The organism is Nocardioides sp. S-1144, from assembly GCF_005954645.2.
Taxonomy (GTDB): domain Bacteria; phylum Actinomycetota; class Actinomycetes; order Propionibacteriales; family Nocardioidaceae; genus Nocardioides; species Nocardioides dongxiaopingii.
This window is the reverse complement of record NZ_CP040695.2, coordinates 2,342,027-2,358,361: the sequence shown is the minus strand read 5'-3', so window position 1 is coordinate 2,358,361 and position 16,335 is coordinate 2,342,027. Positions and strand designations below refer to the sequence as shown.

Here is a 16,335-nt window from a genome sequence, read left to right as displayed (position 1 = left end):
GGCGATCGTGAAGCGCGCCGTCCGACCCCCCACGCCGCACCCCACCGGGGCGCGCCCGCCGGAGCTCCCGAGGGAGCTCGTGCCGCGGCACGTCGCCATCGTGATGGACGGCAACGGCCGGTGGGCCAAGGACCGCGGGCTGCCCCGCACCCGCGGGCACGAGATGGGCGAGGCGTCGCTGTTCGACGTCGTCGAGGGCGCCATCGAGATCGGCGTCAGGGCGATCTCCGCCTACGCCTTCTCCACCGAGAACTGGACCCGCTCGCCCGACGAGGTGCGCTTCCTCATGGGCTTCAACCGCGACGTCATCCGGCGCCGGCGCGACCAGATGCACGAGCTCGGCGTCCGGGTCCGCTGGGCTGGCCGCGCCCCGCGCCTGTGGAAGTCGGTCATCACGGAGCTCCAGGTCGCCGAGGAGCTGACCCGCGACAACGACGTCCTCACCCTCACCATGTGCGTCAACTACGGCGGCCGCGCCGAGCTCGCCGACGCCGCCCGCTCCATCGCCCGCGAGGTCGCCGCCGGCCGGCTCAACCCCGACAAGGTCGACGAGAAGACCTTCGCCAAGCACCTCTACGTCCCCGAGGTCTCCGACGCCGACATGATCTGGCGCACCTCGGGGGAGCAGCGGCTGTCGAACTACATGCTCTGGCAGGCCGCGTACGCCGAGATGGTCTTCACCGACGTCCTCTGGCCCGACGTCGACCGGCTCGCGCTGTGGCGGGCCATCGAGATCTACGCCGAGCGCGACCGGCGCTACGGGAAGGCCTGACGCGGGATCCACGAGCCGGCGAGCGGATGCCCGCGTGAGCGACCTCGGGAACCGGCCTCGAGACCTCAGCCTCCGGCGTTGCGCACGATCCAGCCGTCCTCGACCAGCACCATCGCGGGCTCGCTGATCGGCTCGTCCTCGGAGGTGACGGTGTCCTCGAGCCGGACCGGTTCCGGGAGGTGGGTGAACCTGGGCTGGGCCATGGACTGACGCTACGCCGGTGACGGACCGTCGGCCAGGGGTCTCGACACCCGGTGATCGAGCCGCGGGGACGTCGTCACCGCGAGTCGAGATCCCGGCCGCGCTCCATGGCCCCAGGTGCGTTCCCGGGATCGGCTCCAGGGGGCTCGACACGCGGGTCGCGGCGTCGTTCCTCAGCCGCGCCGCTCGCTCGACCACCAGCAGCGAGGGCACCGGCTCGCAGGGTCGCCGGCCCCTCGCTCAGTGCTCGTCGTAGTGGGCGCCGTGCGGGGCGTGCCGGTGGCCGTCGTGCACGTAGTCGACGTGGTCGTCGTGCGGGACGGCGACGTGGCCGCAGGTCGGCCCGTGGTCGTGCGGGTGGGTGTCGGTGACGTCGTGGCCGACCGGCTCGTCGGCGAACGGCGCGCGCAGCCGGGCGCGGTGGCGCAGCCAGGCGCCGATCGGCCAGGTGACGACGAAGCCGGCCAGGGAGAGCAGCACGATCGTCGGGCCCGGGGCGACGGTGGCGTGGTAGGACGCGAACGCCGAGATGGTCAGCCCGCCGACCGACGCCAGGCAGCCGAGCGCCATCGCGGAGACCAGCGTGGCGCGGAAGGTGCGCGAGAGCTGCTGCGACGTCGCGACCGGCACCACCATCAGCGCCGAGACGAGGAGCAGGCCGACGGTGCGCATCGCAACCGTCACGCTGACCGCCGCCAGCACCGCGACCAGCACGTTGTAGACCCGCACCCGCAGTCCCGCGACCCGCGCGAACTCGGGGTCCTGGGCGACGGCGAACAGCTGGGGAGCGAGCCCGACGCACACCAGGATCACCAGCGCGGCGAGGACCATCGTGACGATGACGTCGCCGGCCGAGATCGTGGTGATCGAGCCGAAGAGGTACTGCTGCAGCTGGGCGGCGCTCTGCCCGCCCAGCCCGGTGACCAGGACGCCGCCGGCGAGCCCGCCGTAGAACAGCAGCGCGAGCGCGACGTCGCCGTTGGTGTGCCCGCGCTCGCGGATCACCTCGATGAGGACCGCGCCGAGCACGGCGATGACCACCGCCGTCCAGGTGGGCGACCACCCGGTCACCAGCCCCAGCGCGACGCCGGTGACCGCGACGTGACCGATCCCGTCGCCCATCAGCGCGAGCCGGCGCTGCACGAGGTAGGTGCCGATCGCCGGCGCCGCGAGGCCGGTGAACAGCGCGGCGAGCAGCGCGCGCTGCATGAACGGGTAGCTGAACAGCTCGGCCGCGTTCACCGCTCGCCGCCTTCCAGGGGTGAGCGCACCAGCGGCGCGTGGTCGTGCCGCCGTCCGGCGGAGGGGTGGTCGTGGTCGTCGTGGTGGTGGCCGTCGTGGTGGTGGCCGGGGACGGCGTCCTCGGCCGGCGGGGCGCCGTCGTGGACGACCCGGCCGTCGCGCATCACGATCGACCGCTCGACGAGGGGCGCGAGCGGGCCGAGCTCGTGGGCGACCAGGACGATGGTGGAGCCGCGGTCCTTGAGGGCGCGCAGGGTGTCGGCCAGGACCTGTTGCTGCGGGAGGTCGACCCCGGCGGTCGGCTCGTCGAGGAAGAACAGCTCGGGGTCGCCGGCCAGCGCCCGGGCGATGAGCACCCGTTGCTGCTGGCCGCCGGAGAGGGTGCTGACGCCGTCCCGGGCCCGGTCGGTCAGGCCGACGAGCTCGATGGCGTCGTCGATGGCCCGGCGGTCGGCCGCCCCGAGCGGGCGCAGCAGGCGCCGCCGGGTCAGCCGCCCCGACGACACCACCTCGCGCACCGACGCCGGCACGCCGGAGGCCGCGCCGCTGCGCTGGGGCACGAAGCCGATGCGGTGCCACTCACCGAACCGCTCGAACGGCGTCCCGAACAGGGTGAGCTCGCCGCGGGCCAGCGGCCGGAGGCCGGTGAGCGCCCGCACGAGGGTGGACTTGCCGGAGCCGTTGGGACCCAGGAGTGCCAGGAACTGCCCGGCCGGGACGGTCAGGTCGATGCCGCGCAGGACGGGGCGGCCGCCGATCGCGGCCGCCCCGTCCCGCAGCTGCACTGGGTCTACCGGCACGCGTTCGCCTCTCGGAGGGCCGCGAGGTTGGAGGTCATCAGCGAGAGGTAGTCGTCGTCGGAGGTCTCGTCGGTGAGGCCCTCGATCGGGTCGAGCACGGCCGTCTCGACACCGGTGTCGTTCGCCAGGCTCTCGACGAACCGGGGGCTCGCGAGCCGTTCGTTGAAGACGGTGGTGACGCCGTCCTCGTCGATGAGCTCCTGGAGCTGCGCGAGGACGGCGGGGGTCGGTTCGGCATCGGGGGAGAGGCCGGCCACGGGTGCCACGTCGACACCGTACTTGCCGAGGTAGCCGAACGCGTCGTGCGAGACGACGATCGTCGAGCGCTCGCAGGTGGCGAGCCCGTCGGTGTAGGCCCGGTCGACCTCCTCGAGGTCGGTGCGCAGCGCGGCGGCGTTGGCGGCGAAGTCGTCGGCGTGGTCGGGGTCGATGTCGGCCAGGGCGTCGGCGACCGCGTCACCGAGGTCGGCCATCCTGGTCGGGTCGAGCCAAAAGTGGGGGTCGAGGCCGCCCTCGTGGTCGTGGCCGTCGTCCTCGGTGTGGCCCTCCTCGTCCGCGTGCTCCTCGTGGCCCTCCTCCTCGTGGCCCTCCTCGGAGAACGGCTGGAGACCGACGACCTCGGCGGCGTCGAGGACCTCGCCGGTCGCGTTCTGCGCCACGGCGTCGTCGACCGCGGGCTGGAAGTCCTTCTCGTGGACGACGAGCGCGGCCTCGGCGATCATCGCCGTCTCCTTGACCGTGGTCTCCAGGTCGTGCGGCTCCTTGCCCGCCGTCGTGAGGTTCTCGACGTCGGCGTGCTCACCGGCGACCCGGTCGGCGACGTACTGGAGCGGGTAGAACGCCGTCACGACCGACGGCGTGCCGCCGTCGCCCGCCCCGTCGTCGGCGAGGGCCGAGCAACCGGTCGCGGCGAGGAGGAGTGCGCAGGGGAGGAGGAGGCGTCGCATGAGAACGATTCTCAATCTTGTTGAGAACCGTTGTCAACTCGTGGGCGCCGGGCGACGTCGCGGCCGGTCACCAGTGCACCCCCCGGAAGACCCGGGCCAGCATGACCTGCTCGGACTCGCGGGTGCCCGCCTCGGGGACCTGCCCCTGGGCGGCGGCCGAGTCCGGGAACACGTGGTAGGCCAGGTTGAGCAGCCGGAAGGCCAGCTTCGGCGCCACCGTGTGCGCGACCGCCCCGACGTTGCCGAGCAGCGTGTTGATCTCGTGCGGGCGCCCCACCATCGCCTCGACGACCGTGTCGGCGGCCTGCGCGGGGGAGATGGTGGGGAACTTGTCGTAGAGCTTGGTCGGCGCGATCATCGGCGTGCGCACCAGCGGCATGTGGATGCTGGTGAAGGTGATGCCGTTGCCGACGACCTCCGAGGCCACCACGTTGCTCCAGGCGTCGAGGGCGGCCTTGGAGGCGACGTAGGCCGAGAACCGCGGCGGGTTGGTCTGCACCCCGATCGAGGAGACGTTGACGACGTGCCCGCGCTGCTGGCGCTGCATCGACGGCATCAGCCCCATCACGAGCCGGATCGCGCCGAAGTAGTTCAGCTGCATGGTGCGCTCGAAGTCGTGGAACCGGTCGGTGCTCAGCCGCAGCGAGCGCCGGATGGAGCGGCCGGCGTTGTTGACCACGAAGTCGACCGACGGGAGGTCGGCGTTCAGCTGCTCGCAGAGCCGGTCGATGGCCTCGAGGTCGGAGAGGTCGCACGGGTAGACGTGGGCGGTGCCCCCGCGCAGCTCGATGGTGGCGCGGGTCTCCTCGAGCTTCTCCTTGCCGCGCGCGACCAGGACCGGGATGCCGCCGGCCTGGGCCACCTTGAGCGCGGTCACCTGGCCGATGCCCGACGACGCGCCGGTGATGACGACGTGCTTGCCGGCGAGCGCGCCGCGGATGCGGGCGTCGCGACCGGTCGAGGTGTCGAGGTGCTCCTCCCAGTAGCCCCACAGCGTGCGGGCACAGGACTCCAGGTCGGGCACCGCGATCCCGGAGCCGGCCAGCGCCTGCTCGGTGCGCGTGGAGTCGAAGACGGCGGTGAAACCGGTGTGGGCGAGCACCTCGGCGGGGATGCCGAGCCGGCCCACCGTCTGGTCGAGCGCGCCCTGGACCAGGCCGTTGCGCACCAGTGCGCCGATCAGGGACGAGGGACGCAGCCGGGCCGGCACCGGGATGCGGGAGGCCGGGGTGGCCAGCTGCGGCGCACCGGCGGCCCGGCAGAACAGGTTGAGCGTCTCGACGGTGGACTGCGGCTCCGGGTTGACCAGGTGGAAGGCCTCGCCGTCGCGGTCGGGCAGGTGCGCGAGGTGGTCCATCGCCTTGGCGACGTAGTCGACCGGGACGACGTTGGTGTCGCCGAGGTCGACGCCGACCAGCGGCAGCCACGAGGGGAGCCGGTCGCGCAGCGCCTTGAGCAGCGGGAAGAAGTAGTAGGGCCCGTCGACCTTGTCCATCGCGCCGGTCTGCGAGTGGCCGACCACGATCGAGGGACGGTAGACCCGCCACGGGAGGCCGAGCGCCGGGCACTCCTCGCGCACGATCCGCTCGGACTCGAACTTCGTGCGGTGGTACGGCGAGGGCAGGCTCTGTCCCTCGTCGAACATCGACTCGTCGAACCGGCCCCGGTGCTCGCCCGCCGCGGCGACCGAGGAGACCTGGTGGAAGGTCCCGGCGTGCAGGCGCCCGGCCAGGTCGACGGCGCCGCGGGTGCCGCCGACGTTCATCACCTCGTTGGTGGCGTCGTCGGCCGTCATGTCGTAGAGGGCGGCGAGGTGGAAGAAGTGCTCGATCGCGCCGTCGTGCTCGGCCACCCAGGTGGGGTCGACACCGAGGCCCTCCTCGGCGAGGTCGCCGGGCACCGGCACGACCCGGTCCGAGCCCCAGCGCCGCCGCAGCAGCTCGAGCCGCCCGAGCGACCCCGCGCGGCAGAGCACGAAGATCTCACCCTCGCGGTGGTCGACCAGCTCCTGGACGAGGTGTCGACCGATGAAGCCCGTGGCCCCGGTCACGAAGTACGCCATGGGCGGAGCGTACTGCCGCACCACCCCGCCGGCGGGGCCCGAAGAGGTGGGCGGCCGCCGTCACGGCCGCCCGGCGCCGGGACCTACTGGTCGCCGCCGCCGAACATGATCTCGTCCCAGCTCGGGACCGACGCGCGGCCGCGCTTCTTCTGCACCGACCGGCGGGTGCGCGGCTCCTCGACGGCGGGCTCCTCGACGACGGGCTCGTCGACGACGGGCTGCTCGGCGACCGGCTCGTCGACGACGGGCTCCTCGAGCATCGGCTGCTCGACCGGTGCGTGGGTGCTCGCCGGCGGCGCCGCGACGACCGGGTCGGGCTCGTCGGCGGCGGCGTCCTCGGCCTCGTGGCGCAGCTCGGGGTCGTCGGAGTCGGGCGACTCGTCGAGGAAGGCCTCGAGCGGGCTGTCGGAGACGAGCTCGATGGCGTCGTCGCCGAGCGGGAGCTCCTCGTCGTGGCGCGGTGAGGACATCCGGCGCTCGCGCACCGAGCGCAGGTCGTCGCGGGCCGGAGCCGGCGCCACGACGTCCTCGCCGATGAGCCAGCGGGCGTCCTCGCCGTCGAGGACGACGTAGTTGCCGGGGCCGTCGAAGACGAAGTGGGCGGTCCCGGTGCGGACGGGGAGCGCGATGCCGGCGGTGACGGCCCAGCGGCCGTCCTCGCGGCGCGAGGCGTCCCACGCGACGACGTCGGGGTCGACGTTGAGCGAGCGGAGGTGGGCGGCGACGGCGTCGCCGAGGGTGCGGCTGTGGCCCGACTCCCCGGCCGGACGGCGCACGTTCGAGCGCTGGGCGCGCTCGGCGACGTGCTGGCGCTCGGCGAGGACCGGTGCCACGAAGGACATGATCTTGTCGACGCTGGTCTGGGCCGCCTCGGCGACCGCCTCGGGCGTCTCGCCGGCCCGGATCCGGGCCTGGATGTCGCGGGGCCGGAGGACGCTGTCCATCTTCTTCTCCTGACCGGGCTGGCCGGGTCGGGTGGGGTGGCTGTGGTGGGTGCCCTCGCTGCGGAGGGCGGCACGCAGGCTGGGCGTGATGTCGAGGGTGAACGTGGCGCCGTCGTCGGCCGCGAGCAGCAGGCGGGCCTGGTCGCTGCTGACCCCGGCGAGCGTCAGGGCGAGCCCGCGCGCGGGGGTCTCGACCGCCGTGGGCTCCACGGCAGGCGCTGTCTTCTCGTACTCGTGCCCGGCAGTCGTCATCTTCCTGCTGACCCTACGCCAGCGCCGGACGGCATCCGGGACGGCGCGCCCGACTCGGTGGCGGCGGCCGGGCCTACCCTGGGCCCGTGGCCGGCACCCTCATCACGCTCGACCTCGTCGGCATCTTCGTGTTCGCGATCGCGGGTGCCCTGGTGGCGGTCCGCAAGGACCTCGACGTGTTCGGCGTGCTGGTGCTGGCCGGCACCACGGGCCTCGGTGGCGGGTTCCTGCGCGACGTCCTCATCGGCGCCACGCCGCCGGCCGCGCTGGCCGACTGGCGCTACCTGCTGGTGCCGGTGACGGCCGGGCTGCTCACCTTCGTCTTCCACGCCACGCTGGGCCGGATCGAGCGGCAGGTGGAGGTCTTCGACGCCTTCGGGCTGTCGCTGTTCTGCGTCGCCGGCACCCTGAAGGCCCTCGACCACGGCCTCGGGCCCGTGCCGGCGGCGCTGCTGGGGATGGTGACCGCGATCGGGGGCGGCATGCTCCGCGACCTCCTCGTCGGGCGGGTGCCGGTCGTCTTCACCGGCGACCTCTACGCCACCCCCGCCCTCGCGGGCGCCGTCGTCACGGTGCTCGGCGAGCGGGCGGACCTGACCCCCGTCGCCGTCGCGTTCGCCGGGGCCGGGGTGTGCCTGACCTGGCGGCTGCTGGCGATCTGGCGCGGCTGGCGGGCCCCGATGCCCTCGGGGCCCGCCAGCGTCTGACGGCGGCTCAGTCCCAGCCGCCACCGGGGTAGGTCTTGCCCGTCTCGCGGTTGCCGGGGAGGGCGCCGTGGTCCGCGATGACGAGCGTGCAGGCGCCGCTCGGGACGTCGCAGGAGAACAGCTGCTCGGGGCGGCCCCCCGCGCGGTGCTCGTTCCAGGGGACGACGGCGACCGTGACGGTGTCGGCGTCGACCCACCCGGTCGCGTCGACGAGGTCGCGCTGCTCCGCCTCGACGTCGAGGCGCACCTCGCCGCCGGTGGTGGTGTCGACCACGCCGACACCGAGGTACTCCTGGCTGGGCTCGAACACGTCGGCAGCGGCGTACCACCGGCCGTCGGGCGAGAGCGCGCCGCGGTCGCCGGCGTCGATCTCGACCCGGCGCGAGGAGTCCCCGACCGGCCCGAGGACCGTGCCGGTCTCGTTCCACGCCGCCAGGACGCCGTTCTCGACGTCGAGCAGGTCGACGTCGCCCAGGTCGCCGGAATCGCCGCTGGCGACGTCGACCCGGGCGCTGCCGTCGGACCCGGTGACGTACACGGTGCCGCCGTCCACGGCCTCCACGCCCGCGCCGGTGCCCACGCTGTCCGGGACGTCGAGCCGCCGGGTGCCACCCGTGCGCTGGTCGAGCACGAGGACCTGGCCACGGGCCTCGTCGGTCCACGCGACCAGGAAGCCGTCCTCGTCACCGACGAGCGACCCGGTCGTGGTGCCGACGACCGACTCGGTGCCGTCGACGTAGGAGCGCAGCACGTCGTCGCTGCGGTAGACGAAGCCCGCCTGGGTCCGTTCGAGGTCGTCGACCCAGCCCGTCACCCGGATCATCCGGTCGCCGACGAAGACCCGGGGTCCGACGGTGGCCACCGGCTCGAACGCCCGCGTCGTCGTCGGGAACGGGTCGGCCGGGGCCGGCGCGACGTCGTCCTCGGCGGTGGGCAGGGTGGCCAGGCCGGCGCCGAGCGCGACGGCGAGGGCGGCGACGCCCGCGGTGGCGCCCAGCCGCCGCCGGCGCACCCGGCGGTCGCCGACGGCGATGATCGCGTCGAGGTCGGGGCGCTGGAAGGTCTCGGCCGCCGCGCGCTGGTGCAGGACGTCGGTCAGGTCGTGGGTCATCGGGTCACCGCCTGGGTCTGGAGGTCGAAGGTCCGGGCGGCGTCGTCGCCGACCTGCTCGGCGAGCCGGTCGCGCAGCTTGGCGAAGCCGGCCGACACCTGGCTCTTGACGGTGCCGACGGCGCAGTCCATCGCCGCCGCGGTCTGGGCCTCGGTGAGGTCCTCGTAGTAGCGCAGCACGATGGCGGTGCGCTGGCGCACGGGCAGCTCCTGCAGCGCCGACCAGAGGACGTGGCGCTGGTCGACCTGGCCGCTGTGGTCGCCGACCGGTTCCTCGGGCAGCCGCTCGGTGGCCCGCTCGTTGTTCCAGCCCTTGCGCCGGAACCACGAGATGGCGGTGGTGGTGATCGCCCGCCGCGTGTAGGCCTCGGCGTTGCGCGGGTCGCGCAGCCGGGGCCAGGCGACGTAGGTCTTGGTCAGGGCCTCCTGCACCAGGTCCTGGGCGAGGCCCACGTCGCCCACCATCAGGTACGCCGCGCGGTGCAGGGCGCTCGAGCGGGCGGCCACGAACTCCGCGAACTCCGCCCGGTCCCGCTGCTGTCGTCTCATGACCACCCAGACGCTACGTCGCCCCGGAATGGTTCGGAGCCGGGCTCAGCCCTGTTCCTCCGAGCACCACCACGTCGTCCGCCCGCCGACGGTGCCCCGGCTCATGGGGGCGCCGCAGCGCGGACAGAGCCCGCCGGCGCGACGGTGCCCGATCACCTCGCCGGTGTGGACGCCACCGCCGCGGATGGCGGCCCTGGTGGCCAGCCGCAGGGCCCGGTGCAGGGCGGTGAGGTCGTCGTCGTCGAGCTCGGAGACGCGGCGCCGCGGGTCGATGCGCGCCTGCCAGAGGGTCTCGTCGGCCAGCAGGTTGCCGACGCCGGCGATGACGGACTGGTCGAGCAGCCGCGCCTTGACCGGCGCCGTGCCCCGACCGACCCGCTCGCGGAAGGCCGCCACCCCGACCTCGCCGGCGTCCGGGCCGAGGGCGTCGAGGTCGGGGTCGAGCCGCACCCGGCCGAGCCGGCGGGTGTCGAACAGGCGCAGGCTGGCGCCGTCCTCGAAGACGAGGGTGAAGCGGTCCCACTCCGGCTTGAGGCCGTGCCGGTGCCGACGCGCCGGGTCGCCGCCCTCGACGACGTCGCCGTCCGGGCCGGTGACCAGGATCCGGCCGGCCATCCCCAGGTGCAGGCCCAGCAGCGGGCCGGAGCCGGACGTCGTGCACCACAGCGTCTTGCCGCGCCGGTGGGCGCCGCCCAGGGAGCGACCGACCAGGGCGTCGCGGATCTCGCCGGGGGAGTGGGGGCGGCAGACGTAGGTGTCGGCGTCGTCGACCTCGACGACGCGGCGGCCCAGCGCGGCCCGCTCGATGGCGGCACGCGCGGACTCGACCTCGGGCAGCTCGGGCACCGCCCCATCGTGACCGGCTCAGGCCGGCGTCCGCACACCCCGTCGGGTCGTGACCGGCCGGGTCGCCAGGGCCGCGGCCAGGCCGATCGCGCCGCCGGCCACCGACACCAGGTAGGCCGGCGAGGCCCCCGCGGCGTCGATGACGACGCCCGCGACGGTGGCCCCCGGCGCGACCCCGAAGACGATGCCGGTCTGCACGAACGCCATGCCCTCGGTGAGCCGCGAGGGCGGCACGGACTGCTCGGTCAGCGACATCGTGGCGATCAGGGTCGGGGCGATCGCGAAGCCGGCCACGAACAGCACCACGCCCATGAGCAGCAGCGAGTCGATCAGGGCGAGCGGCACCATGGCCAGCGCCATCGCCGCGGCCCCGACGCGCAGGCGCACCAGCAGGCCGCTGCGCCAGGTGATGCCCCCGGTGAGGAAGCCCGCGATCAGGCTGCCCGCCGCCCACAGCGCCAGCAGCACGCCGGCCACGCCCTTGGCGCCCTGCTCCTCGGCGAAGGCGACCGTGGTCACCTCCGCGGACCCGAAGAGGCTCCCGAGCGCGAGCGAGACGACCGAGAGCGACACGACCGTGCCCCACGGCATCGGCGCCCGCGCGGTGTGGTGGTCGGGGCGCGGGTTCGCCGGCGGCTCGGTGCCGCGCTGGGCGCTGAAGCCGTAGGTGCCGGCCAGTCCGGCGACCAGCGCCGTCGCGAGGCCGGCGACCGGGTCGACCGCGGTGGCCAGCACCGTGACGATGATCGGCCCGGCGATGTAGACCGTCTCGTCGGCCACCGCCTCCAGCGCGAACGCCGTCTCCCGCTCGCGGTCGTCGTCGAGCACGTGGGCCCAGCGGGCCCGCACGCAGGAGCCGACCGAGGGCAGGCTGGCGCCGGCGACCGCCGCCAGCACGAACGTCGTCCAGATCGGCCAGTCGGCCTCGACCGACAGCACGGCCAGCGAGAGGGCCACGCCCCAGACGGTGATCGCCAGCGGCAGCACCCGTGACTGCCCGAAGCGGTCGATGAGCCGGCCCTGGAGGATCGCGAAGGCGGCGTTCGCGACGAGCCCGGCGGCCGAGACGGCGCCGGCCAGCCCGTAGGAGCCGGAGGCGTCCTCGACCAGGAGCACCGTGCCGAGGCCGACCATCGAGATGGGGAGCCGGGCGACCAGGCCGGTGCCGGAGAAGAGCGCCGTCCCGGGTCGGTTCAGGATGCGTCCGTAGGTCCTCAACATGGCGACGACATGCTGCTCCCTACGATGGCGAGGTGACCAATCCTCAGGCTCCCGACGACGTCCAGGGCCAGCTCCCCGACGTCTCGCCGTACGACGCCCTGCTGCTCGTCTCGTTCGGGGGCCCCGAGGGCCCCGACGACGTCGTCCCGTTCCTCGAGAACGTCACCCGCGGTCGCGGCATCCCGCGCGAGCGTCTCGAGGAGGTCGGCCAGCACTACTACCTCTTCGGCGGCCGCTCGCCGATCAACGACCAGAACCGCAGCTTCATCACCGCGCTGCGGGCCGACCTCGACGAGCACGGGATCGACCTGCCGGTCTACTGGGGCAACCGCAACTGGGACCCCTACCTGACCGACACGATCGCCCAGATGGCCGCCGACGGCGTCCGCCGGGCCGCCTGCTTCGTGACCAGTGCCTACTCGTCGTGGTCGAGCTGCCGCCAGTACCGCGAGAACCTCTACGACGCCGTCGCCGCCGTCCCCGAGGGTGTGCAGGCGCCGGTGCTCGACAAGCTGCGCCACTACGCCAACCACCCGGGCTTCGTCGCGCCGGTCGTCGAGGCGACCCTCGCCGCGCTGGCCGAGCTGCCGGACGGTGCCCGGCTGGTGTTCGTGACCCACTCGATCCCGACCGCGATGAACGACAGCAGCGGCCCGCCCGAGGCCGGGGGCGGCGCCTACGTCGCCCAGCACCTCGACGTCGCCCAGGTCGTCGTCGACGCGGTCGCCGAGCAGAGCGGCACCCGTCCCGAGCACGACCTCGTCTTCTGCTCCCGCTCCGGCGCCCCCCACGTCCCGTGGCTCGAGCCGGACGTGAACGACCACCTCGAGGCACTGGCCGCCGACGGTGTGCCCGGCGTCGCGGTGGTGCCGATCGGCTTCGTCTCCGACCACATGGAGGTCATCTACGACCTCGACACCGAGGCGAAGGAGACCGCCGAGCGCCTCGGCCTGCCGTTCCGTCGCGTCGCGACCGCCGGCGAGGACCCGCGCTTCGTCGCGGTCGTGCGCGACCTGCTCGTGGAGCGGTCGGCCGTCGAGCGCGGCCTCGAGGTCTCGCGGGCCGCGGTCGGTGCCCTCGGTCCCCGGTGGGACCGCTGCCCCGTCGGCTGCTGCGCGAACGCCCGCGCCCCGCGCCCGGCCCTGACCGGGGTGGGTGAGTGAGCGGCACCGACCCCCACCTCCTGGCCGACCACCTGGCCGACCACCTGGCCGACGTCGCCGTCGACGTCGCCCGCGAGGCGGCGGACCTCGTGCGTGAGCACGCGGCCCGTGGCGTGGCCGTCGCGGCCACCAAGACCAGCGACATCGACGTCGTCACCGAGGCCGACCGGGCCACCGAGCGGCTGGTGCGCGCCCGCCTGGCCGAGCGACGTCCCGACGACGCGGTGCTGGGGGAGGAGGGCGACGACCTGCCCGGCACGTCCGGCGTGCGGTGGGTCGTCGACCCGATCGACGGCACCGTGAACTTCCTCTACGGCATCCCGCAGTACGCCGTCTCGATCGCCGCAGAGGTCGACGGCGTCGTCGTGGCCGGCGTCGTGGTCGACGTCGCCAAGCGGGTCGAGTACGTCGGCCGCCCCGGTCCCGGCGGCGCGACCATCGCCCTGCGCGACGGCGTCCCGATCGCCGTCCGCGGCCCGGCCCCGCTGGCGCAGCGGTTGATCGGCACCGGCTTCTCCTACCTCAGCGAGGTCAGGGAGGTGCAGGCCGCCGCGCTGGTCCACCTGCTGCCGCGCGTGCGCGACGTCCGGCGGCTCGGCTCGTGCGCCCTCGACCTGTGCCACGTGGCCGAGGGCAGGCTCGACGGCTACGTCGAGGAGGGCGTCAACCTGTGGGACCACGCCGCGGGCGGGCTGATCGCGCGCGCGGCCGGCGCACGCACGCAGATCAGGCGCGGCGCCGGCGGTCTCGACCTGCTCCTGTGCGCCCCGTCACACGGCTTCGACGACCTCGCCGACCTCACCCGTGAGGCGGGTTTCTGGGTGGAATAGCCCGTCGGGGCGCGGCGTTGAGCGCGACGTCCCCCGGACCGGTGTTCCACTGTTTGGATACATGGTGCATGATCTGCCGCGCCGGTAGGGGGGAAGCCCACCGAGGGCGACACGACTGTTGGAGGGGAGTGAGCGACGCGATGGCGACCGACTACGACGCACCGCGCAAGAACGAGGAAGACCAGTCCGAGGAGAGCATCGAGGAGCTCAAGGCTCGGCGCCACGACAAGAACTCGGGCAAGGTCGACGAGGACGAGACCGAGGCCGCTGAGTCGTTCGAGCTGCCCGGTGCGGACCTCTCGAACGAAGAGCTCGCCATCGAGGTGAAGCCGAAGCAGGAGGACGAGTTCACCTGCATGAGCTGCTTCCTCGTGCACCACCGCAGCCAGCTGGCCGACGAGAAGAAGATGATCTGCCGCGACTGCGCCTGACGACGGGCGCGCGAGCTTGCGAGCGCGCACCGACGTCGATGGTGGTCGAGCAAGCGGCGCGACCGAGGAACGAGGTCGCGGCCCGCGTGTCGAGACCCTCGCGAGGTCAACGAAGACGCAACCAAGGCCGCTGCCCCAACCCGGGGCAGCGGCCTTCGTGCGTCCAGGGCTCGCAGTCAGCCCAGGCCGGACCGGCGGACCGGCGGACCGGTCGGACCAGTCAGGCCTTCTGACCGTCCTTGCGCAGGTCGGGCGGCAGGTGGCCGGTCGAGCGGTGGTAGTACGACGCCGCCCGGCGCTGGGCCAGCATCCGAGCCAGGCCGACGAAAGCGCCGCTGACGAGCGCCCAGGCCACGGCCTCGCGCAGCTCGACGTCGGGGTCGGCCGGGTTCTCGGGAGGCTGGCGACTCGTCGCGGCCTTCCACGAGCTGTTCAGGGCCTTCTTGGCGACGGTCGCGGCCCCGAGGGCTGCGACCAACGAGAAGACCGACCAGACCTTCGAGCTGTCCTTGGCGCCGGAAGCGCCCTTCTTTGCCATGCCCCGACCCTACTGTCGCCGGGTGCCGGCCCGACCAGCGAGCCCGTTGACGGCGTCCGCGAGGGCCTCGGGGTGCCGGGTGCAGACCAGCCAGTAGGGCACCGGGTCGGCCGGGTCGGTGACCTGGATCCGGACCGCTCGCGACAGGTACGGGCGCAGCACCAGCCACGCCCGGGCGTCGGCCTCGACGCCGGCGGTGCGACGGGTCTGCTCGGCGTCCAGCGCGACCGCCGCGCCCAGGTGGCGGGCCTCGATGTGGGCCCGTCCGACGCGGAGCACCCCGGCGTGCACGAGGACCTGCGGCGCACCGTAGGAGCGCAGCGCGAGGGTCATCACCCCCAGGAGCACGGCGGTGGCGCCGAAGGCCACCACGGCCGGCGCGGCGACGACGAGGGCCAGCCAGAGGGTGGCGATGAACATGGTCGCCTGGACCCACCAGCGCAGCGGCACGTGCAGCCGCTCGCTGTAGACGGGGTCCCCGACCGCGGCTTCCACGGGGAGAAGCGTCGCACCCAGGTCGGCATCCACGCGACCCAGGGTACGGCGTTCCCGGGCCGCACGGCCCCACTAGGGTGCCGCAGGTGCGCGACCTCGACATCCAGGTGCTCCGCCTCGACCCCGGCCTCCCGCTCCCGGCCTACGCCCACCCCGGTGACGCCGGCGCCGACCTGCTGACCGCGGTCGACGTGACCCTGGCGCCGGGGGAGCGGGTCCTGGTGCCGACCGGGCTGGCCGTCGCGCTGCCCGAGGGGTACGTCGCGCTCGTGCACCCGCGCTCGGGTCTCGCGGCCCGCCACGGGTTGTCGGTCCTCAACACGCCGGGCACCGTCGACGCCGGCTACCGCGGCGAGATCAAGGTGCTCCTGGTCAACCTCGACCCGCGCGAGCCGATCACCCTGCGCCGCGGCGACCGGATCGCCCAGCTGGTGGTGCAACGGGTCGAGCGGGCGGCGTTCGTGGAGGTCGACCGCCTCCCCGGGAGCGCCCGTGGCGCCGGGGGCTACGGTTCTACCGGTGGCTTCGGCCCCGACACCAGACCCTCCGAGGAGTGACGCAGTGAAGTTCCGCCGCAAGTCCGCAGCCGACGTGTCCGAGGTGGGCGCCGAGGATGGCTCGACGTCGGAGCCCGTCGTCGGACCGCACGACGCCGAGCACGTCCCCGCCGACGGGATCGACCGCGTCGACCTCGGCTCCCTGATGGTGCCGCCGTCGGCCGGCCTCGAGCTGCGGCTCCAGGTCGACGAGTCGACCAACGAGGTCAAGTCGGTGCTGCTGGCCGGCCCCGAGGGTGCCATCGAGGTCCGTGCCTTCGCGGCCCCCCGCCACGGCGACCTCTGGAGCGACGTCCGCCCGCAGATCGCGGCCGACATGGCCCAGCGCGGGGGCACCGCCACCGAGCGGGAGGGTCGCTTCGGCACCGAGCTCATCTGCGAGATCCAGGTGCGCCGCACCGAGGGCACCACGCTGCAGCACTCGCGCATCGTGGGGATCAACGGCTCGCGCTGGCTCCTGCGCGCCACCTTCCTCGGCAAGCCCGCCCGCGACGCCGAGGCCGCCGCCCCGTGGGAGGACGTGCTGACCCAGATCGCCGTCCGCCGCGGCGACGGCCCGATGCCGGTCGGCGAGCCGCTCCCGATCACCCTGCCCGAGGGCGCCCGCCGCGTGACGCCGCCCGCCGGCGGCACGGCCCCCGCGCCCACCGAGGCCTGAGCGACGGGAC

19 protein-coding genes are annotated in these 16,335 nt (G+C 74.1%); 7 read left to right on the top strand and 12 right to left on the bottom strand.

The genetic code is table 11. The features are described from left to right. Positions 1-7 precede the first annotated feature (7 nt). Entirely contained in the window at positions 8-772 is a 765-nt protein-coding gene (locus tag FE634_RS11110; protein ID WP_148240596.1) for an isoprenyl transferase, read from the top strand. 65 nt (positions 773-837) lie between these two features. On the opposite strand, the gene FE634_RS21045 is transcribed toward FE634_RS11110, so the two are convergent. From FE634_RS21045 to sepH, 6 genes are all read right to left on the bottom strand, one after another. Continuing rightward, the gene (locus FE634_RS21045) at positions 838-975 is read right to left on the bottom strand and encodes a hypothetical protein (RefSeq protein ID WP_187366675.1); all 138 of its coding nucleotides are present in this window, start codon (positions 973-975) and stop codon (positions 838-840) included. Positions 976-1,213: 238 nt separating this feature from the next. Beyond that, positions 1,214-2,215: a metal ABC transporter permease gene (locus FE634_RS11105; RefSeq protein ID WP_396954571.1), complete on the bottom strand. Its 1,002-nt coding sequence runs from the start codon at positions 2,213-2,215 to the stop codon at positions 1,214-1,216. After that, entirely contained in the window at positions 2,212-3,015 is an 804-nt protein-coding gene (locus tag FE634_RS11100) for a metal ABC transporter ATP-binding protein (protein ID WP_148240595.1), read from the bottom strand. Before FE634_RS11100 ends, FE634_RS11105 begins: the two co-directional genes overlap by 4 nt. After that, positions 3,006-3,962 carry a metal ABC transporter substrate-binding protein gene (locus FE634_RS11095; protein ID WP_138875905.1) on the bottom strand — a complete coding sequence of 319 codons (957 nt, stop codon included), beginning with the start codon at positions 3,960-3,962 and terminating at the stop codon, positions 3,006-3,008. The genes FE634_RS11100 and FE634_RS11095 overlap by 10 nt, the downstream gene beginning before the upstream one ends. Before the next feature lie 67 nt (positions 3,963-4,029). After that, a complete protein-coding gene (locus FE634_RS11090; RefSeq protein ID WP_148240594.1) occupies positions 4,030-6,024 on the bottom strand; it encodes an SDR family oxidoreductase in 1,995 nt (664 codons plus the stop codon). An 83-nt stretch (positions 6,025-6,107) separates the two neighbouring features. Continuing rightward, positions 6,108-7,220: a septation protein SepH gene (sepH, locus tag FE634_RS11085; RefSeq protein WP_138875903.1), complete on the bottom strand. Its 1,113-nt coding sequence runs from the start codon at positions 7,218-7,220 to the stop codon at positions 6,108-6,110. 86 nt (positions 7,221-7,306) lie between these two features. On the opposite strand from sepH, the gene FE634_RS11080 reads away from it, so the two are divergent. Continuing rightward, positions 7,307-7,927 carry a trimeric intracellular cation channel family protein gene (locus FE634_RS11080; protein ID WP_137295337.1) on the top strand — a complete coding sequence of 207 codons (621 nt, stop codon included), beginning with the start codon at positions 7,307-7,309 and terminating at the stop codon, positions 7,925-7,927. A 7-nt stretch (positions 7,928-7,934) separates the two neighbouring features. On the opposite strand, the gene FE634_RS11075 is transcribed toward FE634_RS11080, so the two are convergent. The 4 genes from FE634_RS11075 to FE634_RS11060 are packed head-to-tail and all read right to left on the bottom strand — an operon-like array spanning position 7,935 to position 11,653. Further along, on the bottom strand, positions 7,935-9,038 hold the full coding sequence (locus FE634_RS11075; RefSeq protein WP_138875902.1) for a hypothetical protein: 1,104 nt from the start codon (positions 9,036-9,038) through the stop codon (positions 7,935-7,937). Next, complete coding sequence (locus FE634_RS11070; RefSeq protein ID WP_138875901.1) at positions 9,035-9,586, bottom strand: SigE family RNA polymerase sigma factor; 552 nt, start codon at positions 9,584-9,586, stop codon at positions 9,035-9,037. The genes FE634_RS11075 and FE634_RS11070 overlap by 4 nt, the downstream gene beginning before the upstream one ends. A 45-nt stretch (positions 9,587-9,631) precedes the next feature. Further along, positions 9,632-10,432: an Fpg/Nei family DNA glycosylase gene (locus tag FE634_RS11065; RefSeq protein ID WP_138875900.1), complete on the bottom strand. Its 801-nt coding sequence runs from the start codon at positions 10,430-10,432 to the stop codon at positions 9,632-9,634. Positions 10,433-10,450: 18 nt separating this feature from the next. Continuing rightward, positions 10,451-11,653 (bottom strand): MFS transporter, encoded by a 1,203-nt coding sequence (locus FE634_RS11060; protein WP_137295333.1) that lies wholly within the window; start codon positions 11,651-11,653, stop codon positions 10,451-10,453. Between the two features lie 32 nt (positions 11,654-11,685). Here FE634_RS11060 and FE634_RS11055 point away from each other — a divergent pair, with 32 nt between their 5' ends. The 3 genes from FE634_RS11055 (at position 11,686) to FE634_RS11045 (ending at position 14,077) form a co-directional block, all read left to right on the top strand. Next, complete coding sequence (locus FE634_RS11055) at positions 11,686-12,816, top strand: ferrochelatase (RefSeq protein WP_138875899.1); 1,131 nt, start codon at positions 11,686-11,688, stop codon at positions 12,814-12,816. After that, complete coding sequence (locus tag FE634_RS11050) at positions 12,813-13,646, top strand: inositol monophosphatase family protein (RefSeq protein WP_262347393.1); 834 nt, start codon at positions 12,813-12,815, stop codon at positions 13,644-13,646. Before FE634_RS11055 ends, FE634_RS11050 begins: the two co-directional genes overlap by 4 nt. 140 nt (positions 13,647-13,786) lie before the next feature. Beyond that, positions 13,787-14,077, top strand: coding sequence for a DUF4193 domain-containing protein (locus tag FE634_RS11045; protein ID WP_137295350.1), 291 nt, complete (start codon positions 13,787-13,789; stop codon positions 14,075-14,077). Positions 14,078-14,297: 220 nt separating this feature from the next. Here the strand turns inward: FE634_RS11045 and FE634_RS11040 are convergent, their stop codons facing one another. Beyond that, positions 14,298-14,615: a DUF4235 domain-containing protein gene (locus tag FE634_RS11040; RefSeq protein WP_138875898.1), complete on the bottom strand. Its 318-nt coding sequence runs from the start codon at positions 14,613-14,615 to the stop codon at positions 14,298-14,300. A 9-nt stretch (positions 14,616-14,624) separates the two neighbouring features. Continuing rightward, positions 14,625-15,143, bottom strand: coding sequence for a DUF3093 domain-containing protein (locus FE634_RS11035; protein WP_262347392.1), 519 nt, complete (start codon positions 15,141-15,143; stop codon positions 14,625-14,627). A gap of 53 nt (positions 15,144-15,196) precedes the next feature. Here FE634_RS11035 and dut point away from each other — a divergent pair, with 53 nt between their 5' ends. Then, on the top strand, positions 15,197-15,667 hold the full coding sequence (gene dut, locus FE634_RS11030) for a dUTP diphosphatase (RefSeq protein ID WP_138875897.1): 471 nt from the start codon (positions 15,197-15,199) through the stop codon (positions 15,665-15,667). A 4-nt stretch (positions 15,668-15,671) separates the two neighbouring features. Continuing rightward, on the top strand, positions 15,672-16,325 hold the full coding sequence (locus FE634_RS11025; RefSeq protein ID WP_138875896.1) for a DUF3710 domain-containing protein: 654 nt from the start codon (positions 15,672-15,674) through the stop codon (positions 16,323-16,325). Positions 16,326-16,335: the final 10 nt, after the last annotated feature.

What these genes read in the sequence shown, in the direction of transcription:
- FE634_RS21045 (WP_187366675.1), bottom strand. Translation starts at nt 975, where the DNA reads ATGGCCCAGCCCAGGTTCACCCACCTCCCGGAACCGGTCCGGCTCGAG.
- FE634_RS11095 (WP_138875905.1), bottom strand. Translation starts at nt 3,962, where the DNA reads ATGCGACGCCTCCTCCTCCCCTGCGCACTCCTCCTCGCCGCGACCGGT.
- FE634_RS11090 (WP_148240594.1), bottom strand. Translation starts at nt 6,024, where the DNA reads ATGGCGTACTTCGTGACCGGGGCCACGGGCTTCATCGGTCGACACCTC.
- sepH (WP_138875903.1), bottom strand. Translation starts at nt 7,220, where the DNA reads ATGACGACTGCCGGGCACGAGTACGAGAAGACAGCGCCTGCCGTGGAG.
- FE634_RS11075 (WP_138875902.1), bottom strand. Translation starts at nt 9,038, where the DNA reads ATGACCCACGACCTGACCGACGTCCTGCACCAGCGCGCGGCGGCCGAG.
- FE634_RS11070 (WP_138875901.1), bottom strand. Translation starts at nt 9,586, where the DNA reads ATGAGACGACAGCAGCGGGACCGGGCGGAGTTCGCGGAGTTCGTGGCC.
- FE634_RS11060 (WP_137295333.1), bottom strand. Translation starts at nt 11,653, where the DNA reads ATGTTGAGGACCTACGGACGCATCCTGAACCGACCCGGGACGGCGCTC.
- FE634_RS11045 (WP_137295350.1), top strand. Translation starts at nt 13,787, where the DNA reads ATGGCGACCGACTACGACGCACCGCGCAAGAACGAGGAAGACCAGTCC.
- FE634_RS11040 (WP_138875898.1), bottom strand. Translation starts at nt 14,615, where the DNA reads ATGGCAAAGAAGGGCGCTTCCGGCGCCAAGGACAGCTCGAAGGTCTGG.